Here is a 20977-nt window from a genome sequence, read left to right as displayed (position 1 = left end):
CAAATATGAAACCTCTCAGACTATTGCTTTTGATCTGTTTATTAAGTACAGGAACACAGGCCCAATATGTAACCAATAATAAAAGAGTTGCTGATGTGTATTTCCAGAATAAGGATTATTATGCAGCCGCTGAATACTATAAAAAAGCATTAAATATCTCAACGGATACAACGGGTTTTGTAGTGCCTTATGCGTTTGAAGCTAAGGTGAAAAAAGAAAGCCCAAAGCGCCCTGAATACGAATATTGTGTTTTTCAGTTAGCGTCATCACTCCGTCTTTATAAGGACTTCAGGGGAGCCGAAGCCTGGTACGCCATTGCCAGAAACTTCAGCGACCCTAAGTACGCCTTAAGCCTGTTTTATTTCGGGGAAAGTCAGCGTTCCAATCAAAAATTCAATGATGCGATTATCTCTTTCAAAGAGTTTTTAACTAAATATAAAGCGAATGATGACTACGCAGAGAAAGCGAAACTTGAAATTGCTTCCTGTAATTTTGCCTTGTATGAAATGCGTTACCCACGCTTGTATAAGTTCAGTAAGCTGTTGAATCAAATTAATGACCAGGGGTCTAACTATACGCCTTTACTGATGAATAATAATTTCTATTTTACTTCATCCCGGCCTGTTGCGGTAGGTAACAAAACGCAGACTGTCAAGGATAGTAAGATGAAAACTAAAGTTGTGAAGTCGGAGAACCCTTTTATCAATGCCATTTATTCGGCCTCAGGAAATCCATTAAGGACATCGACAACGGTGAAGAAAATGGGAACTCCGGAAAAAGGTAAAGAATTTGCTGCTCCGGCATTCAGTCCAAACGGAAGGGTCATGTATGTGACCATCTGGAGTGGGGCAGGTAATAAAAAGATATACCAGGTTAATGTTTCCAGAGGTACCGGAGAGGTATGGGCGGCACCAAAAGTTTTAGGCACAGAAGTGAACGTGGAAGGCTTCAATTCGATGCAGCCTTTTGTAAGTAAAGACGGGAAATATCTTATTTTCTCTTCAGACCGGCCAGGTGGATTAGGTAAATTTGATCTTTGGTATTGTAAATTACGCAGTGACGGAACTCTGAGTGAAGCTTCCAATATGGGGAATATGGTCAATTCTAAAGAGAATGATGAGGCCCCTTATTATAATGAACGAACTAAAAAATTGCTGTTCAGCAGCGATGGAAGAGTAGGTATGGGCGGACTGGATTTCTATGAAAGTACGGGTAACTTTGGGGCCTGGTCTGAACCAAGAAATTTGGGGTTTCCATTTAACTCTTCAAAGGATGATGCTTATTTCACACCATCAGATAGTGAGGATAGCGAAGGATACATCAGCTCTGACAGGGAGTCCGTATGTTGTCTGGAGATCTTCCATGTCAAAAAAGATTTCCTGACTGTGGAGGGAACAATTCTGGATTGTAAAACCAATTTGCCGCTGGATAGTGCAGTCGTTACGCTTACCGACTCTACACAAATTATGAAGGTAATTACTGAGGCAGATGGTAAATACAGGTTCAAAGTCAATTCTAACCGTCAGTTAAGAATAAAGGCAGAGAAAAACCTTTATTTCAGAAAGGTACTGAGCTATACTTATGATGAACTGGCTAAATTAGATACACTGCTGAATCCGCGGATCTGCCTGGATGGGTTCATTATTAATAAACCGGTTGTCCTGGAAAATATCCTGTATGATTTTAACAGTTATAAGCTTAATCCGGCATCAGAGGTTATCCTGGATAAGCTGTACCAGAAACTGATTGACAATGAAACCCTGGAAATTGAACTCAGTTCACATACTGATAATGTGGGTAAGGCTGCTTACAATTTGAAACTGTCAGAAAGAAGGGCGCAGTCATGTGTAGATTACCTGGTTAAAAAAGGTATTGCTGCCAGCAGGGTGACAGCTAAGGGCTATGGTTTTACTAAGCCTATTGCGCCGAATCAGCTTCCTAGTGGAAAAGATAACCCACAAGGCCGTCAGCTGAACAGAAGAACTGAATTTAAGGTTACCAAACAATAAATACTCAAGGCCTGTCTGAATGATGAATTCAGGCAGGCTCTTTTAGTAACTGCTGCAGCTTATCCAGCAACACTGCCATTTCAAATGGTTTTTCCAGGTAAGCATCTGCCAATAAATTTTCCCGCATAATATAGTCTTCAGAGAAGCCACCCGAAGTTAATACAACTGGTATACGGGCGGTATCTGGTCTGGTTCTGATTTCTTTGAAGATTGCTCTTCCATCCATCCCGTCCAGTCTGATGTCCATCAGGATAATATCAGGTCTGAACTCTTCAATAATCCTGAAGATGGGCCTTCCGTTCATTAATGGGAAAACCTTATAATTATTTTCCTCAAGAAGCATTTGAATGACTTCCAGTAAATCCGGATCGTCTTCGACAACTAGTATTCTATTCATAATTCTAAAAACCATGCTGAACAAACAGAGTGCCATGATTGGCAGAAAGAATTGATACTTTTGTTTTATTATTTATAAAAGACACATGCAGCCGAAAGAACAAATAGAAGCAATTGCTAATACCTTACTCCCTAGTTTCATACCGAAAAATAACCAGGAAACGACGTTATCTTTTCATTTTACTTTACCTCCTGATAATAGCTATAAAGTTTTCTTTGAAAAGGATGCCAAGGCAAAATGGCAGTTTATACGCTATGAAGAAGCGGAGCGTTAATAAGCAGGATTAAAGTATTAATCCATAATTATAAATAATTCAGGTAGTATTAACCTTAAAGGTATGTTGAATTTCGAATTTAAGAATCCGGTAAAAATAATATTCGGTAAAGGGCAGATTGCAAAGATCAGCCAGGAGATTCCGGAAAATGCAAAAGTATTATTGCTTTATGGGGGTGGAAGCATTAAGTCGAATGGTATCTATGACCAGGTGATCTCGGCGCTGAATGGCTTTGAGGTAACTGAGTTTGGTGGTATCCCGGCCAACCCTGAATATGAGGTGTTAATGCAGGCATTAAAAGTTATCAAAGACAAGCAGATTACTTATTTGCTGGCTGTTGGGGGTGGTTCTGTGATCGATGGTACTAAATTCCTTTCTGCTGCGGCCCTGTACCAGGGGGACGAGCCATGGGATATTTTGAAAAATAAGATCAGAACGGATAAGGGGATGCCTTTTGGAACAGTACTGACTTTGCCGGCTACGGGTTCAGAAATGAATTCTGGCGCCGTAATTACACGTGCAGATACGCAGGAGAAGTTCGGAATGGGCGGACCTGGTTTATTCCCGGAGTTCTCTGTGCTTGATCCTCTTGTGGTGAAATCTGTTCCGCAGCGGCAATTGGCGAATGGGATCACTGATGCTTTTACACATGTACTGGAGCAATATATGACTTATCCTGCGCAGGCATTTTTACAGGACAGGTTTGCGGAAGGAATCATGCAGACACTGATAGAAATTGCACCCAGGGTACAGCAGGACCCGTCAGATTATGAGGCTGCAGCTAACTTTATGTGGTGCTGTACGATGGCTTTAAACGGACTGATTCAAAAGGGGGTGCCTACAGACTGGTCAGTACATGCCATTGGTCATGAGCTGACAGCTTTGTTTGGTATTGATCATGCGCGTACGCTCGCAATTATTGTACCTACACATTACCGGTATAATTTTGAGCAGAAGAAGGAAAAACTTGCACAGTATGCGGAACGGATCTGGGGGATTCAGGAAGGTACAATCGAGGAGAAAGCGGAGCTTGCGATTAACAGAACGGAGTCTTTTTTCCATTCTTTAGGAATTGACACCAGGCTTTCTCAGTATACTGATGATTATAAGGGTACTGCAGAGAAAATTGAGGAGCGGTTTACCGATCGGGGATGGTTAGGTTTGGGAGAACATAAAAGCATTAAGCCCGCTGATGTCAAACAAATTGTAGAGTTAAGTTATTAGTTCTTACCTATTTTACACCAAACAGGAATATCGGTATACTCCTGTTTGGTGTAGTTTTTTTTTGACTGAATATTTTAAAAGGGTATGGTAATTGTATAGGTTCGCAGATATAAGTTATATAAAGTAATAAATAACACATTGGAGAATACTTTTGGAAGGAATATAATTCCACAGAATGAAGAGGCGCGTTTAGAGAACTTAAAAAAGTATAAAATTATGTACACCAAGTCTGAACCGATCTTCGATCAGCTGGCAGCTGTCACGGCAACCATGCTGAAAGTTCCATTGGCGATGATCAACTTTGTCGATAAAGATCATGTGTGGACGAAGGCCGATCAGCAGGGAGATTCGGGTAGTGAAGTTGAAAGGGGCACTAGCCTTTGCTCTCTGGCGATCCTGAGGGATGAATTGACAGTTTTCGAAGATGCACTGGTAGAGCCTTGCCTGATGTCCAATCCTTTGGTAGTCGGTGAATTCGGTCTTCGGTTTTATGCTGCGGTACCGATTACAACTTCAGAAGGTTTTAATATTGGTGCGGTGTGTATTGTAGATAAAAAGGTCAGGACATTTACGCCGGAAGACAGAAAAAAACTGGAATGGGTTGCCCAGCTTATCCAGCTTGAGATTGAAAAGAGGGCTTAATTGTTCCGTTATTATTTAGTGCAGATGAATTTTTTAGTATAAGAATTCTGTCCTATTTTTACGACCATAAAGTACATGCCACTGGCATAGTGTGTCAGATCTATCTGACTATAATATACGCCTGAAAAATCATTTTTCTTTTCACTGTAAAGTTTTTGTCCTGAGATATTGAACAGGTCGATACTGACATTCTTTTTGTCTGCTATATTAAAATTAATATTCACTTCGTTTCTTGCCGGAACAGGATAAACCACCATATTCAGGTCACCTTCAGTTACTTTATTGGAGGCAAAGGCAGCATCGCCATCTATTCCTGTCAACAGGATGGAATAGGCTTGCGCTCCGCGTTTAAGTGTTCCTTTGTGGGATACATTAAACCTGTATGTCTTTCCTGCAACAGGTTCATCAATTCTGACTTGTTCCACATTATCCCTGGTATTATCTCCTTTTGTTGCCGGAGCGGCTGGCTTAGCGGGATCAAGTATCCATGGTAAAAATGTCACAGATTCCTGAACCGCGCGCAGGTCAAGGTCATTGGCTAATCGTGGTGCTGGGTTGTTCAGTGCTTCCAAAGTACTCAAAGGGGTTACTTCGGGATCAGTCCAGCATATTGTACCGGTTAGCGGGGTTCCGCCTTTAGCTACGACATCAATAAATTGCTGTTCTCCCTGGGTAAGCAGGTTTTCAGCGATTTTACTTTTAACGTGATTATCCAGTATCGCCTGTGCGGCGGCTTCCGTATTTAATAATCCCCATCCAAAGCTGTAGTCAGGCCCGGGAGCACTGCCTGCTTCGGCTGCGGTACCAATTGCAACGGCTTTTAAGGTTGCAGAGCGCATATAGGCTGTATTATTCTGGCGGCTGTAGAGTTCTTGTAAAAGTATCAGGGAGCCACTCACATTTGGGGTAGCCATAGAAGTGCCTGAGAGGGTTGTATACCTGTCATCGCCTGCATTACTGGTAGAGGTGACTCTAACGCCGTCTGCTACTAAATCTGGCTTAATCCGGCCGTCATCTGTTGGTCCCCAGCTGCTGAAAGTCGCTGCTATAATGCGGTCTGGTGTATAAGGGCCGGCTGGAAGCGGGTTGATGGCACCTACGGTAAGAATGTTTTTCGCGGTTCCGTAAGTGGCTATATTATCATATTTATCATTGCTGCTCAGACCTGCTGGTCTTTTGCCTGCATCGGCCATTACTTTATCTGCATTAAATCTGTAATAGTCTCCGCCTACTGGCGGCCCGTTGGATGATCTGTTGTTCCCGACCGATTTTACAGGAAGGTAATAAGGTGCGTTGTAACAGATTTTATCCCAGTCTGAGGATTGAGCGTCGTAATATCCAAATTTATAGTCTTCTGTTGCTCCTGGAGCTGCATAGAATTCCCAGCGTTCGGGGTTAATATCTGTGTTTAAGGACCATCCTGCAACCACACCATAAGAGTGATTGGAAATAAGCAGACCGGCGGCATTTTCAGACATTTCGGGGGTATCGTTGTCAAAGTCAAAGGAGTAGAGTTTCGGGAGTCCGAATGCCATGCCTCTGGCAATTGGGTTTATGCCTGCGGCAATCATGGTTCCCGCAACGTGTGTGGAGTGTTCTGAGGTGGTCAGGGTTTTATCTCTGATTTCAATTCTTCCGCTGGCAAATTCGACATGGGTGGTTAATACACCGTCTCCGTCCCATATGGCTATTTTTCCTGCTGGAATGGTACTGCCACTGAGGGTTAATCCTAAGCCGCCGCCATTATATAATTTATTGGTTCTTGTAGTTGCTGCGGCAATTACATTGTTGTTGGTGGTATAATATACGGGTAATCCGGCATCGTCAAGGCGTTGCAGTCTGATCACTGATCCGTCCCGGTCTCTTCTGTTTACTGCCCATCCTTTCCTGGCAGCAATAGCAAAGGCACTAAGTCTTTGTTTGTTGGCACTGCTGGCAAGGGCAACGCTATTGGTTTTAAGAAATGTGGCGTTGGTTACACCGGGCATGATAACTTGTTGTGCGTGCACTTGCGAAAGTGTAAGGCTTGCGCAGAATATTATGGATAATAGTCCACACTTTCGTAAATTGAGAGAATTAATCATAATGCACGGTAAATTGCTTGAATTGCGTTACGGGGTGCTTCAAATTTAACTTTAATACCTATACAGATGAAATTTTATTTAGCTATTTTTTGTTCAGCAGTACTCCTGGTAAATTTTTCTTGTGCTTCGAGATCTTCGAGCCAGCAAAGGGGTGTCGTAGAGGGGGTAAAGGGTAGGGTATCCGTGAAGGAGGGTAATTTTATGCCTGGTCCTGATCAGAAGCCTGAGCGTAATTCCGGGAAGGTTTCGCAGCGTACGGTTTATATTTATGCGGTGACAACGGGAGCACAAACTGAGGGCGAGGGGCCTTTGTATAAAGTGATCAACCGGCCGTTAGTGGCGCAGGTGAAGACTGATGATAAGGGGTTTTTTGAGTGTAAGCTGGCACCGGGGGTATATTCTTTGTTTACTGGTGAGGATGGGGGAATGTTTTTCGCAAGTTTGTCGAATGGGAAGGGGGAGTTGAATCCTGTAGAGGTTTTTGCGAAGAAGGTTACGGTTTGCGATATAGTTGTTAACCATAAGGCGGTTTATTAAAGTGTATTCACTGGGTTTTTCCAGCTAAAAAAAATAAACACCCTATGTTCGGCCGACATTGCCTTCGCTGAAGAAGCTCGGAACGCATGCCCTTCACATTAGGGTATTCATTTTTTTTTAAGACTCTCCAACTGACGTTCATCTGCTGGTTGGTGGACTATAGCAGGTATACCATAACTGGCAGATTAATATAGCGAAGGAGCTTAAAATGAGAATAATATGGGAAATTCAAAATGAGAATAATATGGGAAGCTAAAAATGATTTTTAGATTCATAATTGGAAGCTGAATTTGGTTAAGTTATGTGGTAATAAAGGATTTGTAAATGGGAGTGATCGTCAAAGAAATAAAGGCAGCTGATACCTGGGATTTACGGCACAGGGTAATGTGGCCTGAAAAATCTATTGACTATGTAAAATTAGAAGAAGACAAAAACGGGCTTCATTTTGGACTTTTCAAGGATGAACTGCTAGTCTCAGTAGTCTCTCTATTTATTACTGGCAATGAAGCTCAGTTTAGGAAATTTGCAACTGATACCAAGGTTCAGGGCAATGGTTACGGGACAAAATTATTACAACATCTATTTTTAGTTGCGAAGCAAAATAAAGTGGAAACAATCTGGTGTAATGCCCGCGTTGATAAGGCATCATTTTATAAGAAGTCTGGTATGGTTGAAACTGAACAGAAATTCAGCAAAGGAGGCATTGATTATGTGACGATGCAGAAAATATTAAACTAAGTTCCGCTCTTGCCATATTATCATTTTAAGGTCCTTTGCTATAGAGCACCTGCTTTAACACATCGCTATAGCATATCTGCTATAGTCCGCCAACCAGCAGATGAACGTCAGTTGGAGAGTCTAAAAAAAAATGAATGCCCTAATGTGAAGGGCATGCGTTCCGAGCTTCTTCAGCGAAGGCAATGTCGGCCGAACATAGGGTGTTTGTTTTTTTTAACTAGAGAAACCCTAGAGAATTCCTTCTTTTTTCAAAATATAATTATAAATCCCCTCAATCGGCTTCTGCATAATCCTTCCTAACTTCAACCCGTTCAACTCGCAAACCTCTTTCAGCATATCCTGATAATAATAAGCAACAGACCCTACAAAGTGACAATCCAGCGTCTTATAATCCTTGAAGTTTTTAATATTTACATCAATGAATTCCTGAAAACCATCAATTAATATCTGGTTGATAAAAGGATGATCCCTGTTCGGATACATAAACCTGCTGAAGCCCGCTAAATATGTATTAGGAAATGGTTTTTGATAAACATTGGTGATGATTGTTTCCTTATCCGTATTAAACTCCTCTGCGAAAAGTATACGTAAATCCTCAGGCATCTGCTTATACAAATAAGATGTTACCATCTTCTTGCCGAAAGTAGTGCCAGAACCCTCATCGCCCAGAATATATCCTAAGCCATAATTGCTATCATAAGTAGAGACACCATCAAAATAAGATACATTAGAACCAGTACCCAAAATGCAAATCAAACCCTTCTCATCACCACACGTTGCATACGCGCAACCAATTAAATCATTCTCAACGCTGATAAAAGCCTTAGGGAAGTACAATGATAAACCATTAGAAATTACCTCATGCTTATCTGGCGTAGAACAACCTGAGCCATAGAAATAAATCTCACGAACATCAGCAGCAAACTCCTCTGTTACCTTTAACTTCGTGAATATCTTGAAGATGTCCTGTGCATTTAAAAAATAAGGATTGATGCCCTGCGTACTAAAACTGATGGTTTTACCATCTTTATACCCCAGCCAGTCTGTCTTTGAAGAACCGCTATCTGCTACTAATATCATAAACGAAAGTAATCAACTTATTGAACATTTAAAGTACCGCTAATCTCTTTTAAATTAATTTCTGTTAGTTTAGCCTGATATTGCGCGTCCAGAAAGCGAATGATCGCATTTATGGAATTTCGCTGTGCCTCCCGCAATTCCAGCGGACTAATACTACCCAAACGGTACTTTTCAAAAGTAATATCCAGATTCTGCTTCGCCAAATCTACATTTCCGGTTTCCACCTCTAGCAAATCAAGGTTAGTTGCATAATTCTGGTAAGTAGCATTCAGCAAAGCACTCACGTCCTGCTTCGTCTTGTCCAAACTTAACTCAGTAGAATTCAGCTGTACCTTAGCGTTACGCTCATTCTGCCGCTGCAGAAAACCATTGAAAATATTAATATTGGCTGTTAAACCATAAGTAAGTCCGTTAGCTCTGAATTTCTGGTTAAACCCCGTCGGACTTGTACTCCTTGAAAACTCATAACCACTATTAACAGCTACGGTAGGATAACGCTGCCCCTTGATCTGTTTCAGACTCAACGCAGCAATTTTCTTGTTGATCAAAGCATTCTGTAAAGTTGGGTTTAGACGCTCCATTGATAACTCCAGATCAGCAAGCTTCAGGTCATTCTCAATATTCAGCCGCTCATTTACCGCAAATACAATATTCAGATCCCTTGCCATCAATTGATTTAAAGTGATTCTGGAAGTATTCAATATGTTTTTCTGCTGCAAATACAAGGTTGTATCGGTATTGTAATCCACTTTTGCACTCAAAACATCCAGCTTAGAACCACGTCCTATCTTTAATTTGTTATCTGCTATCATTACCCTTAACCGGGAGATCTTTAATGCGCTATCTGTGGCCAATACCAACTGCTGCTGTCTAACCAAAGCATAATAAGCAGAGACTACATCAGAAACAGTATTCAGTATGGTCAGTTTACCGTTAACCTCTCCCTGCTTTTGTAACTCCTTTAACTTATTGTAATTCGCGAACATCTGGAACCCGTCAAAAATTGTCCAGTCCAGTGCAGCCCCATAACTTAGGTTCGTACTGCGTACACCACTTGATTTTCTCTCCGGACCTGTTGCCGGAGTTTGTACCGTATTTTGTCTGCTGCCCCCATTACTGAAAGTTCCGGCAAGTCCGGGAAGCATTCCAGCGTTTCCGGCGTTCAGGTTGTTTTTGGCAATCTGTATTTCATTATTGACCAATCTAATATCATAATTGTTCTTTAATGCCGTACTAATTGCGTTTTCCAAGCTGAGCGTGTCCTGAGCTACCACTGCCTTTGTACAGCAGAAAAGCAGAAAAGTTAAAATATATAAGAGATGCTTATTCATTTGTCTATACTAAACTATTCATTTGTTTATAATAACTTATTCTTTTGTCTATGCTAACCCATTATACCGAAGGCTTATTTTCTTCGGCCAGCGCTGCTTTTAAAGACTCCTGTAAATCAGTATTCGTTTTATGCTCCTTAGACCAGTAAGAATAAATCGAAGGAATTACAAATAAAGTAAGCACCAGTGAAAACGTAGTACCACCCACAATCACAACCCCCATACCCATACGGCTTTTTGCTGCTGCACCCAATGCCATAGCAATAGGTAAAGCACCAATGGCGATGGCCAGACTGGTCATTAAAATTGGTCTTAAACGCGAAACAGAAGCCTCTCTGATTGCATCATGCACACTTTTACCATTCTCTTTCAGCTGATTTGCAAACTCTACGATCAGAATACCATTTTTCGTTACCAGTCCAATCAGCATGATCGTACCAATCTGACTGAAGATATTCCAGCTCTGACCAAACAACCATAATGAAAGAAAAGCTCCCGCTACTGCCATAGGCACCGTCATAATGATGATGATCGGGTCCTTGAAACTCTCAAACTGCGCAGATAAAATCAGGTAAACTAACAATAAAGCCAGTCCGAATGCAAACATCGTATTCGAAGAACTCTCCTGGAAATCCCGCGACTCCCCGCTCAGGTCAGTAGAAAAAGTCTCATCTAAAACCTTATCCCTGATTCTGTCCATCGCCGCAATACCATCCCCGATACTTTTTCCCGGGGCCAGGCCAGCAGAAACTGTCGCTGCCGTAAAACGGTTATTCCTGTATAATTGGGGCGGGCTGCTTTCTTCTTTGGCAGTCACCAGGTTGTCTACCTGGATCAGTTCCCCCTTGTCATTTCGTACATACACCGAACTCAAATCCAATGGATCTTTCCGGTTGCCACGGTCAAACTGCCCGATCACCTGGTACTGCTTCCCATTCATAAAGAAATAAGAAAAACGCTGACCACTTAAGCCCAGCTGCAAAGTTTGTGCAATCGCAGAAACCGATACCCCAAGGTTTCGCGCCTTATCCCGGTCAATTGTCAGGTTGATCTCCGGCTTATTGAATTTCAGGTTGACATCAGAAACCGTAAACGTCGGATCTTTACTTACCTCATCCATAAACTGAGGCACCTTTTCCCGAAGTTTATCAAAATTCTGAGCCTGTATAATATAACTGATTGGTAAACCACCGCGACGGCCCACTGAGATAGTCGGCTGTTGGGTAACCAATACTTTTCCTTCGGTATATTTCCTGGTGATCCGCGTCAGCTGTGCGGCAATCTCCTCCTGAGAACGACCACGCAACTCAGGATCAACTAACCCCATTCTCACAAAACCACTGTTGACGGCCCCGCTTCCCCCGAAACTCGGAGAGGTAATCGTGATATTTACGTTTTTTTCCGGAATAGAATCCTCCACCATTTTGGCGATTTTCATGATGAACTGATCCGTATAATCGTAAGATGCACCCTCAGGTGTAGTGATACTCATATTGATCGCACTCCGGTCATCATAAGGAGCTGTTTCTTTCGGTAAGATCTTCCAGAATAGCACAATAAGACCCACACAGGCTACGATGATTGGAATGGCCAGCCATCTTTTGTCAAGAAATTTATTCAGGTTTTTAGCATAGTTGTCATTCAGCATCACAAAATAAGGCTCTGACCATTCGTAAAATCTCGATTTCTTATGCCCTGTTTTTTTCATCAGGTAAGCATTCAGCATCGGGGTTAAGGTCAGCGAAACAAAGGCAGATATTAAGACCGCCGCACCAATCACGATTCCGAATTCCCGGAAAAGCCGGCCTACAAAGCCCTGTAAAAATACGACGGGTAAGAATACCGCTGCCAGGGTGATGGAAATGGAAATAACCGCAAAGAAAATTTCATTAGACCCTTTAATTGCCGCTTCAAAAGGAGAATACCCTTCTTCCACCTTCTTGAAAATATTTTCGGTAACCACAATCCCATCATCCACCACCAGTCCTGTGGCCAGTACGATAGCCAGTAAACTCAGTACGTTAATGGAGAAACCAAAAATATACATGATGAAGAAAGTAAATACCAATGATACCGGAATGTCAATCAACGGCCTGATGGCAATTGCCCAGTCCCTAAAGAATAAGTAGATAATCAGGATAACGAGTACGAGCGAAAGGATAATGGTTTCTGCTACCTCTGTTACTGAATTTTTGATGAACCTGGTGTTGTCCAGTGAAACATTCAGCTTAATATCTTTGGGAATATCATTTTTTAATCGTGTGAATCGTTTCTCAAATTCTGTTGAAATGTCAAGGTAGTTTGCTCCCGGTTGTGGAATCAAAGCTACGGCAACCATCGGTTTACCAGACTCCCTTAAAATAGTCTCTTCATTTTCAGGGCCCATTTCTGCAATACCAACATCCTTTAACTGGATCACATTGTTGCCGTCATTCTTAATGATCAGGTCATTGAACTCTTTCTCATTCGTTAACTTACCTAATGTTTTTACCGTTAACTCTGTGTTCGCCCCGGTAATTTTACCAGACGGAAGCTCCACGTTTTCATTGTCAAGGGCAGTCACAATATCCTGAGAAGTTAAACCATAAGCAGCCAGTTTATTCGGGTCAATACGAATTCTCATTGCATATTTCTTCTGCCCCTGGATTTGCACACTGCTTACGCCCGGAATAGTCTGTATCCGTTCAGCAATTACATTCTCCGCATAATCACTCAATTCCAGCTGATTTCTTTGATCACTCTGGATGGTCATGGTAATAATCGCATCGGAATTTGCATCCGCCTTGCTCACTACAGGATTTCCGTCAATATCTTTTGGTAAATTCCGGGTAGCCTGCGAAACCTTATCACGCACATCATTTGCCGCTTCTTCAATATTTTTACCTAAGTTGAACTCTATTGTAATGGTGCTGCTTCCCTGGTTACTGGAAGAAGACATGTTTCTGATTCCGTCAATTCCATTGATAGATTTCTCCAGCGGCTCAGTGATTTGTGATTCAATAATGTCTGAATTTGCACCGGGATAGGAAGTCCTTACGGAAACTACGGTCGGGTCAATATTCGGGAACTCCCTTACACCCAGAAAATTGTAACCGATAACCCCGAACAGAAGGATCATCAGGTTCATTACAATTGCCAGAACGGGTCTTTTTATACTCGTGGTGGATATACTCATTTCGGTAGGGTTAGTTATTTTACAACGGATACTTTGACAAGGGCATCATCTTTCAATGAAAGAGCACCTGTTGTTAAAACGGTGTCACCGATTTTTAGTCCGGAGTTAATCACTATATTTTCATCGGTACGTGTACCTGATTTTACTTCTACTTGTTTTGCTTTACCGTTTTTGCTGATGAATACAGTTTTACCTCTTAATACAGGAATAATTGCCTGGTTAGGAATTAATATAGCATTGTCAACCTTATCCAGGGTAAGAGATACCTTAGCAAAAGAGCCGGGACGTAATTCATTATTTGCATTTGCAGCCAGCGCTTTAACCTGTAAAGTCCTGGTTTGTGCATTGATGCCAGGTTCCAGTGCGAAAACTTTTCCCTCATAAATCTGTGCGGAACCATCGGTACGGAAAGTAATTGTTGAATTTACTTTAATCTGTGCCATATATTTCTCCGGTACAGAGAAGTTTATCTTTACCGGGTTTGTGCTTAGCAAATTGGCAATGATTTTAGTAGGGGTGATATATTCACCCGCAGAAATAGAACGAAGGCCTATTTTTCCACTGAAAGGTGCGAGGATGGAAGTTTTTGCCAGTTGTGCCCGGATGAGTTGTGCCTGGGCTTTTAAAGATTTCAAATCGGCTAATGCAGTATCATACTCTTCCTGGCTGATCGCTCCTTTTTGCAGCAGCTGTTTTGCCCGGTTTTCATTGGATGAGGATAAATTCTGTTTGGTCAGCGATTCCTGCAATTGTGCCTGAATATCACGGTCATTAATTTTTACCAGCAAAGCACCCTTGGTTACATTGCTTCCTTCTTTGAAATAAATCCCGGTTACTAATCCTGAAACTTCACTTTGCAGCGCAACCGATTCATTGGCTTCGATAGTTCCGGTGATGTCTAGTTTATTAGCGAAAGAAACGGCCTGAACCACGATGCCGTTAACCGCCATATGCTGTAGTTTTCCGCCTTTGGAAGAGCCGGAGCTTTTTGCACCAGCACCCATTCCCGAGTTTTCAAGTTTTTTGTTGATGGATATTCTGTGATAAATAAGGTAAACTATCCCAACGAAAATAAGGGAGTAAATGACGTATTTCAATTTCATAATTGGTTCTTGGAGCGACTAATTATACAAAAATATTTAAATATGTGCGCTGACACTACTTGTATTAAGTATGTTACAGCTAATTTCCGATTTAAACTGATAACAAATGCTATATGTTCTAAATTTGCGCCAAAAGAATTATTAATATGCTGTTAAAACGAATAAGAATAGGATTGCTGCTCTTAATTGCGCCAGCTTTGGCTGCTAAAGCACAAGTTAAAGTGAGTTATGAGGTTAGTTTTAAAGAACCACAAGCTCATTATGCTGCCGTAAATATGCAGATAGGTGGTTTAACCAAGGAATATATTGACGTTAAAATGCCGGTTTGGGCACCTGGATCTTACCTGATCAGAGAATTTGCCAGAAATGTAGAAGGCTTTAAAGCCACATCGGGTAAAAAAGTACTTAAAACAGAGAAATTAAAGAAAAATACCTGGAGGGTTTATACGAATAACTCCAATGCAATAGCGATCAATTATAATGTTTATGCTTTTGAAGTATCAGTTCGTACCCCATTTATAGACGCAACACACGCGTTTTTATCGCCAACAGCGATTTTTATGTATCCAGATAACCAGCTTGCTTTATCAAGCACTGTTAAAATTATTCCTTTTGAAGGGTGGACGAAAGTTTCTACAGGTTTAGAGCCCGTAAAAGGTCAGAAGTTTACTTATACCGCTAAGAACTTTGATATTTTATTTGATAGTCCTATAGAAGTTGGTAACCAGGAAGTTTTTGAATTTACTGCTGCAGGCGTGAAACATGAAGTGGCGATGTATGGTGGCGGAAATTATAATGTGGAACGTTTAAAAGTTGATATGGCTAAGGTTGTAGAACAGGCAACGGCTATTTACGGAGAGAATCCAAATAAGCATTATACGTTTATTGTACACAATTTCCAAAGAGGCGGAGGTGGTTTAGAGCACCTGAATTCTACGGTCTTGGGTGCTTCCAAAAATGCTTACGGGACTGAAAAAGGGTATAAAGGATTTTTAGGCCTGGTTGCCCATGAATATCATCATTTGTGGAATGTGAAAAGATTACGTCCGGTAGCTTTAGGGCCGTTTGACTATGAGAACGAAAACTATACGACAGATTTATGGATTGCTGAAGGATTTACAGCATACTATGAAAATAAGCTGATGTTGCGTGCGGGATTAAGTACGCCTGAAGAATTTATTGGGACATTGACCAGTTCTATGTCTGATGTGATCAATACACCGGGTGGTTATGAGCAATCGGCTGCGATGTCAAGTTTTGATGCCTGGATCAAATATTACCGTCCGAATGAAAATTCGAATAATAGTGGTATTTCTTATTACAGTAAAGGAGAGATTGTTGGTATGCTGATGGATCTTGAAATTGCACACGCGAGCAATGGGAAATCTAGTTTGGATGATGTGATGAAAGCGATGTATGAGCAGTGTAAAACTAAAGGCAGAGGTTATACAGATGCTGAATTCAAAGCTTTGGTAGAGAAGATCAGCGGGGTCAGCTTCACCGATTTCTGGGCTAAATATGTGAATGGTACGGATTCAGTTGATTATAAAAAATATTTGGGCTATGCCGGTATCAACGTGAAAGATGCTGGTGAAAAGGCAGCTTACCTGGGTGTTGCATCCAGACCAACAGAAGGTCATGTATTGATTACCGCAATATCACGTAATTCGGCGGCATGGGTTGATGGTTTGAATGTTGGTGATGAAGTGATCAGCATTGATGATGTGAATGCTGCACCATCGATTTCGGGGATGGCAGTATTGCATAGTAAAAAGGTTGGCGATGTAATTCGTGTCAGAATCATCAGGGATGGTGTTGATCAGGAGGTTAAAGTAACTTTGAAAGCGAGCCCGAATGTGGATCTGGTTTCTTCAATGGATACGGGAAGCTCAGCATTGCAGAAAGCAGTTTTCAAAAGATGGACTGGAATTTAGCAGCAACTTAACCTGTTATAGTAACAAAAAAGGCGTATGGATCAGTTCCATACGCCTTTTTTGTTTAATGTTTTTAGTTTTTCCTTAGAAAGTAAAACGTAAAGATAGTCCAACACCTGAAGCATCAAAATCTGTATCAGGAGCCAACTGAATAGCTGGTTTCCAGTCTAGCGAAAGGTTAATAGGCGCATCAGCAAATTTGTAATCCAAACCTAAAACACCATCAACAGAAAGATATAAATCACTTGAGTTGTATGGTTTATATTTTACAGAACCTAAACTTGCACCACCACCGTAGTACCAGTTCAGTCCACGCGCACCACTGATTGGCTGATAAACTTCATATAAAGCAGTTGCACGGAAATAGTTGTAATTATTGTTAGATCTGAAATTGGCAATAATGTCTAACATTTTATTCTCACCCAGAGAAGTTTTAAAAGTTACGCCGTTAGATGCTCCAAAACGACCACCGATTGCATTTTTGTAGCTCTGAGCTTTAGAAGATGATTGGATCGCAAACATAGCGATTACAGTAAGGCAAAGTATTGTAAATACTTTTTTCATATGATTAGTTAAAGTTTAAATGTAAAAATGAGCTTAGCAATTATTATGCCGGGTATGTCATTGGAATGAAATTTAAATTCGGAAACAGGAAGTGAATATTTTGGAAAGCATATATACCTGGCCGGGTTAAGCAGGAGTTGAAGTCGCTATGAGTCCACTGTGGAGGTGACGTGTAGTCATTGTAGTATCATAGAGAACCAGACTATAACAGTCTGAGTGTAGTAGTTTATTCAGGACAAATACAAAAGCTGATGATTGGCAGTAAAAGAAAGAAGAGATACAATTTCTGATCTTGATTTTGCAGGTTTTAAGGCTGAAATACCTATGAAATAGGAAGATTATCTGCGTTTGAGAAGATTAAGCCGATAAAACATACCAAAATTAAAATTGGTTTTAATACAATAATTAATTTGTTAGATTTGGGAATAACAAAGTAATCCGGAACTAATTTCGTTCTTGAGCCTTACCGGGTTCATCTAGATAAAATATTTAAACTGATAAAATCAATATTATGCCTGTAACTGTAACAAGAGTATTTGATTTACTTAAATACAACTTAGAGAAATTCCCAAAAGACGAGTTTATTAGTGGAAAGAGTAATGGGGTATGGAAAAAATATAGCACGCAGCAGTTTTCTGATACTGCAGATAACCTGAGTAAAGGTCTGCTGAAACTCGGAATGGTTAAAGGAGACAGGATCGCTGTCATGTCTCATAACAGGCCGGAATGGAACATCGCAGATTTTGCTGTCAATCAGTTTGGGGGGTACCATGTACCTTTATACCCTACGCTGGCTGAACATGATATTAAATTTATTCTGGAAAATGCTGGTGTAAGTGTCTTCTTTGTAGAAGATGAAACCCTTTTCAAGAAAATAAAGCCTATTGCTGAGGCGGTTAACCCGGATCTTAAGATTTATACTTTTGATGAAGTTCCCGGTGCAGTGCACTGGAATACGCTTGTGGAAGCTGGCGCAAAGAGCGAAGGAATTGAGCTGGAAACTTACCGAGCAGCAGTAACTCCCGATGATGTGCTGACTTTGATTTATACTTCTGGTACTACCGGAACCCCAAAGGGAGTGATGCTGACTCATAATAACCTGGTTCAGAACTTTATAAATTCTGCCGTAGTTGTTCCGCAGGGTTTGGAAAATGCACTTAGCTTCTTGCCTCTGTCACATATCTTTGAGCGCATGATTGTTTATCTCTACCTCTATATGGGGGTGTCTGTATATTATGCCGAAAGCATGGATACGATTGTAGCAGATATTCAATCTGTTAAACCCAATGCTTTTTCTACTGTTCCACGATTACTGGAAAAGGTATATGATAAGATCATGGAAAAAGGAAAATCACTTACCGGTATTAAAAGAGGCATTTTCTTTTGGTCAGTTGCGCTTGCTGAACATTATGATATGAACAGCGGCTGGTTTTACAACTTTAAACTGGGCATTGCCAGGAAACTGGTCTTTAAGAAATGGCAGGAAGCACTGGGCGGAAATATCGTTGTGATCGTTTCTGGTGGTGCAGCACTGAACCCGCGCCTGGCACGTATTTTCTGGGCAGCAGGAATGCCGGTTTTTGAAGGCTATGGATTAACAGAAACATCACCGGTGATTACAGTGAACCATTTCGACAATGCCATGTTCGGTACGGTTGGCCCTGTGATTGATGGGGTAGAAGTTAAGATTGCTGCTGATGGAGAAGTCCTGACCAGGGGACATAATGTAATGAAAGGTTACTATAAAAGAGAGGATCTCACCGCTGAATCTATTGATAAGGATGGCTGGTTCCATACCGAAGATATTGGAGAACTCGTGAACGGGAAATTCCTGAAAATTACTGACCGCAAAAAAGAAATTTTCAAAACTGCTGGTGGTAAGTATGTTGCGCCGCAAATGCTGGAAAATAAATACAAAGAATCAGTTTTGATTGACCATATCATGGTACTCGGCGAAAACCGTAAATTTCCTTCTGCGTTGATTGTGCCAAATTTTGAAGCCTTAAAATCATGGTGTACTAAAAAAGGGATAACCTATACGACTGACGAAGAAATGGTTAAGAATACCCAGGTGCTGGAGAAATATAATCAGGAAATCGCCAACGGGTCTAAAGATTTTGGAAAATGGGAGCAGGTTAAACGTTTTGTACTGCTCACCAGGGCATGGAGCATCGAAGGTGGTGAATTTACCCCTAAATTAAGTTTGAAGAGAAAAATAATTCTGGAGAAGAATAAAGATTTAATAGAGAAAATGTATAAGGACGCGGAGGACTATAAATCTGAAAAATAGGTATAGAATGTGTTTTAATAGTAATAAATAATCTTCGTGACTGAAAATTATTTGTCAGATTTCTTTATATTCCATACCTTGGCGGCGTTATATTAGTTTCTGTTCATTTAAAATGGCAGATTTTGCTTCATTAAACATACAGTTTGTGAAGAAAAAACTGCCCCAAGAGTGCTCAAAGGCTTGTAAACTAATTTGGTATAGATATTGCTTAAGTATCAAAAAAAAATACCAGAACTATTTTTTTTTATTAAACTCATATTATGAAACAAAAATTATTTAAAAGTTTGCCGGTAGCTTTAGCTGCCCTTTTAATCGGCGGTGCTGCACAAGCGCAGGAAGCTCCGGTTACTAATGCTGCTCAGCAGTTCAGTACTTGGTCTATCGGTGTTAACGCTGGTGTTTTAACTCCAACTTCTCCACTAGGTGGTCACAATGATTTCTCTAAGAACAGTTCTAGTTTAGGATATGGTCTTTACATTAAGAAACAATTTACTCCATATTTCTCTTTGAAATTAGACGGAATCAGAGGTAAATTGAAAGGTGACAACTCTAAATCATTTAATGATGGAAAAGGTGTTGCTATCGTTGGTGGAAACTCTAAATTCGAAACAGAATTAAACTATGCTGCTAGTTTAAGCGCAGAAGTTAACATGTTTAACATTGACTTATTCAGAAAACAAGATGCCTTACAGTTATTTGTAACAGGTGGTGCTGGTTTAGCTGGTTACAAACCAAAGGTTACTGCTGGTAATGTAACTACTGAATATCCAAAAGATGTTAAAGAATTAATCATCCCTGTAGGATTAGGTGCTAGATTTAAAGTTTCTGATAACATTAACTTTAACTTAGGCTGGTCTGTTTACTTTGTTGATGGTGATAACTTAGACGGAACTCAACGTGGTGGTCGTCACAGTGATAAATTCAGCTATGCTCACGCTGGTTTAGAATTTGCATTGGGTAAAGGAAAGCAATTAGCTTTCAGCAATCCAGTTGCTGCTTCTTACGACGAAGCTGTTCAGGCTAAAAACATTGCAAATTCTTTAAAAAGCGATTTAGATGCTCAAAAATCTGAAAACGCTAAATTAAGAACTGAAATGAATGACTTGTTAAAAGATACTGACGGTGACGGTGTTGCTGACAAATTGGATAAATGCCCTAACACTCCATCAGGAACTGTTGTTGATGGTGCTGGTTGTCCATTAGTTACTCCTGCTCCAGTTGTTACTGAAAAAGTAATCATCACTGAAGCTGATCGTAAAGTTGTTAAACAAGCAATTAAAGACTTAGAATTTGATTTGTCTAAAGCGACTATCAGAGCTAAATCATACCCTTCTTTAAACCGTGTTGCTAACTTATTAGTAACTAAAAACTTTAGCTTGAAATTAGCTGGTCACACTGATAACACAGGTTCAGCTGATTTGAACATGAGATTATCTAAAGACAGAGCTGAGTCAGTTAAAGCTTACTTAGTTTCTCAAGGTGCTAACGCATCTAGAATCGAAGCTACTGGTTACGGTAAAAACCAACCAATTGCAACTAACAAAACTGCAGCTGGTCGTCAGAAAAACAGAAGAGTAGAATTTACTTTATACTAG

16 protein-coding genes are annotated in these 20977 nt (G+C 40.7%); 9 read left to right on the top strand and 7 right to left on the bottom strand.

Annotation, left to right across the window (positions count from 1 at the left end; translation table 11 throughout):
- The first annotated feature begins 5 nt into the window (after positions 1-5).
- A complete protein-coding gene (locus tag LY11_RS06730; RefSeq protein WP_111632961.1) occupies positions 6-2009 on the top strand; it encodes an OmpA family protein in 2004 nt (667 codons plus the stop codon).
- A gap of 28 nt (positions 2010-2037) precedes the next feature.
- On the opposite strand, the gene LY11_RS06725 is transcribed toward LY11_RS06730, so the two are convergent.
- Positions 2038-2406: a response regulator transcription factor gene (locus LY11_RS06725; RefSeq protein WP_170132645.1), complete on the bottom strand. Its 369-nt coding sequence runs from the start codon at positions 2404-2406 to the stop codon at positions 2038-2040.
- An 85-nt stretch (positions 2407-2491) separates the two neighbouring features.
- Here LY11_RS06725 and LY11_RS06720 point away from each other — a divergent pair, with 85 nt between their 5' ends.
- From LY11_RS06720 to LY11_RS06710, 3 genes are all read left to right on the top strand, one after another.
- On the top strand, positions 2492-2680 hold the full coding sequence (locus LY11_RS06720; RefSeq protein WP_111632959.1) for a hypothetical protein: 189 nt from the start codon (positions 2492-2494) through the stop codon (positions 2678-2680).
- 63 nt (positions 2681-2743) lie between these two features.
- Positions 2744-3904 carry an iron-containing alcohol dehydrogenase gene (locus LY11_RS06715; RefSeq protein ID WP_111632958.1) on the top strand — a complete coding sequence of 387 codons (1161 nt, stop codon included), beginning with the start codon at positions 2744-2746 and terminating at the stop codon, positions 3902-3904.
- Positions 3905-4042: 138 nt separating this feature from the next.
- The gene (locus LY11_RS06710; RefSeq protein ID WP_111632957.1) at positions 4043-4546 is read left to right on the top strand and encodes a GAF domain-containing protein; all 504 of its coding nucleotides are present in this window, start codon (positions 4043-4045) and stop codon (positions 4544-4546) included.
- An 11-nt stretch (positions 4547-4557) separates the two neighbouring features.
- Here the strand turns inward: LY11_RS06710 and LY11_RS06705 are convergent, their stop codons facing one another.
- Complete coding sequence (locus LY11_RS06705; RefSeq protein ID WP_170132644.1) at positions 4558-6555, bottom strand: S8 family serine peptidase; 1998 nt, start codon at positions 6553-6555, stop codon at positions 4558-4560.
- 141 nt (positions 6556-6696) lie between these two features.
- Between LY11_RS06705 and LY11_RS06700 the strand changes: the two genes are divergently transcribed.
- Together LY11_RS06700 and LY11_RS06695 are read left to right on the top strand one after the other, a co-directional pair.
- Positions 6697-7167: a carboxypeptidase regulatory-like domain-containing protein gene (locus tag LY11_RS06700; RefSeq protein ID WP_111632955.1), complete on the top strand. Its 471-nt coding sequence runs from the start codon at positions 6697-6699 to the stop codon at positions 7165-7167.
- A gap of 324 nt (positions 7168-7491) precedes the next feature.
- Positions 7492-7905 carry a GNAT family N-acetyltransferase gene (locus LY11_RS06695; protein WP_111632954.1) on the top strand — a complete coding sequence of 138 codons (414 nt, stop codon included), beginning with the start codon at positions 7492-7494 and terminating at the stop codon, positions 7903-7905.
- Between the two features lie 228 nt (positions 7906-8133).
- Here LY11_RS06695 and LY11_RS06690 read toward each other — a convergent pair whose 3' ends face one another.
- The 4 genes from LY11_RS06690 to LY11_RS06675 form a co-directional block, all read right to left on the bottom strand.
- Positions 8134-8985, bottom strand: coding sequence for an N-acetylglucosamine kinase (locus LY11_RS06690; protein WP_111632953.1), 852 nt, complete (start codon positions 8983-8985; stop codon positions 8134-8136).
- Positions 8986-9002: 17 nt separating this feature from the next.
- Positions 9003-10316 (bottom strand): TolC family protein, encoded by a 1314-nt coding sequence (locus LY11_RS06685; protein WP_111632952.1) that lies wholly within the window; start codon positions 10314-10316, stop codon positions 9003-9005.
- A 61-nt stretch (positions 10317-10377) separates the two neighbouring features.
- Entirely contained in the window at positions 10378-13491 is a 3114-nt protein-coding gene (locus LY11_RS06680; RefSeq protein ID WP_111632951.1) for an efflux RND transporter permease subunit, read from the bottom strand.
- A 14-nt stretch (positions 13492-13505) separates the two neighbouring features.
- Positions 13506-14594, bottom strand: coding sequence for an efflux RND transporter periplasmic adaptor subunit (locus tag LY11_RS06675; RefSeq protein WP_111632950.1), 1089 nt, complete (start codon positions 14592-14594; stop codon positions 13506-13508).
- A 146-nt stretch (positions 14595-14740) separates the two neighbouring features.
- On the opposite strand from LY11_RS06675, the gene LY11_RS06670 reads away from it, so the two are divergent.
- A complete protein-coding gene (locus LY11_RS06670) occupies positions 14741-16528 on the top strand; it encodes a M61 family metallopeptidase (RefSeq protein WP_111632949.1) in 1788 nt (595 codons plus the stop codon).
- Between the two features lie 84 nt (positions 16529-16612).
- Here the strand turns inward: LY11_RS06670 and LY11_RS06665 are convergent, their stop codons facing one another.
- On the bottom strand, positions 16613-17092 hold the full coding sequence (locus LY11_RS06665) for a hypothetical protein (protein WP_170132643.1): 480 nt from the start codon (positions 17090-17092) through the stop codon (positions 16613-16615).
- A 511-nt stretch (positions 17093-17603) separates the two neighbouring features.
- Here LY11_RS06665 and LY11_RS06660 point away from each other — a divergent pair.
- Positions 17604-19382 carry an AMP-dependent synthetase/ligase gene (locus LY11_RS06660; RefSeq protein WP_111632948.1) on the top strand — a complete coding sequence of 593 codons (1779 nt, stop codon included), beginning with the start codon at positions 17604-17606 and terminating at the stop codon, positions 19380-19382.
- A gap of 260 nt (positions 19383-19642) precedes the next feature.
- Positions 19643-20977 (top strand): OmpA family protein, encoded by a 1335-nt coding sequence (locus LY11_RS06655; protein WP_111632947.1) that lies wholly within the window; start codon positions 19643-19645, stop codon positions 20975-20977.

Source organism: Pedobacter cryoconitis (genome assembly GCF_003259615.1).
Classification (GTDB): Bacteria; Bacteroidota; Bacteroidia; order Sphingobacteriales; family Sphingobacteriaceae; genus Pedobacter; species Pedobacter cryoconitis.
This window is presented reverse-complemented; position numbering and strand designations above follow the sequence as displayed.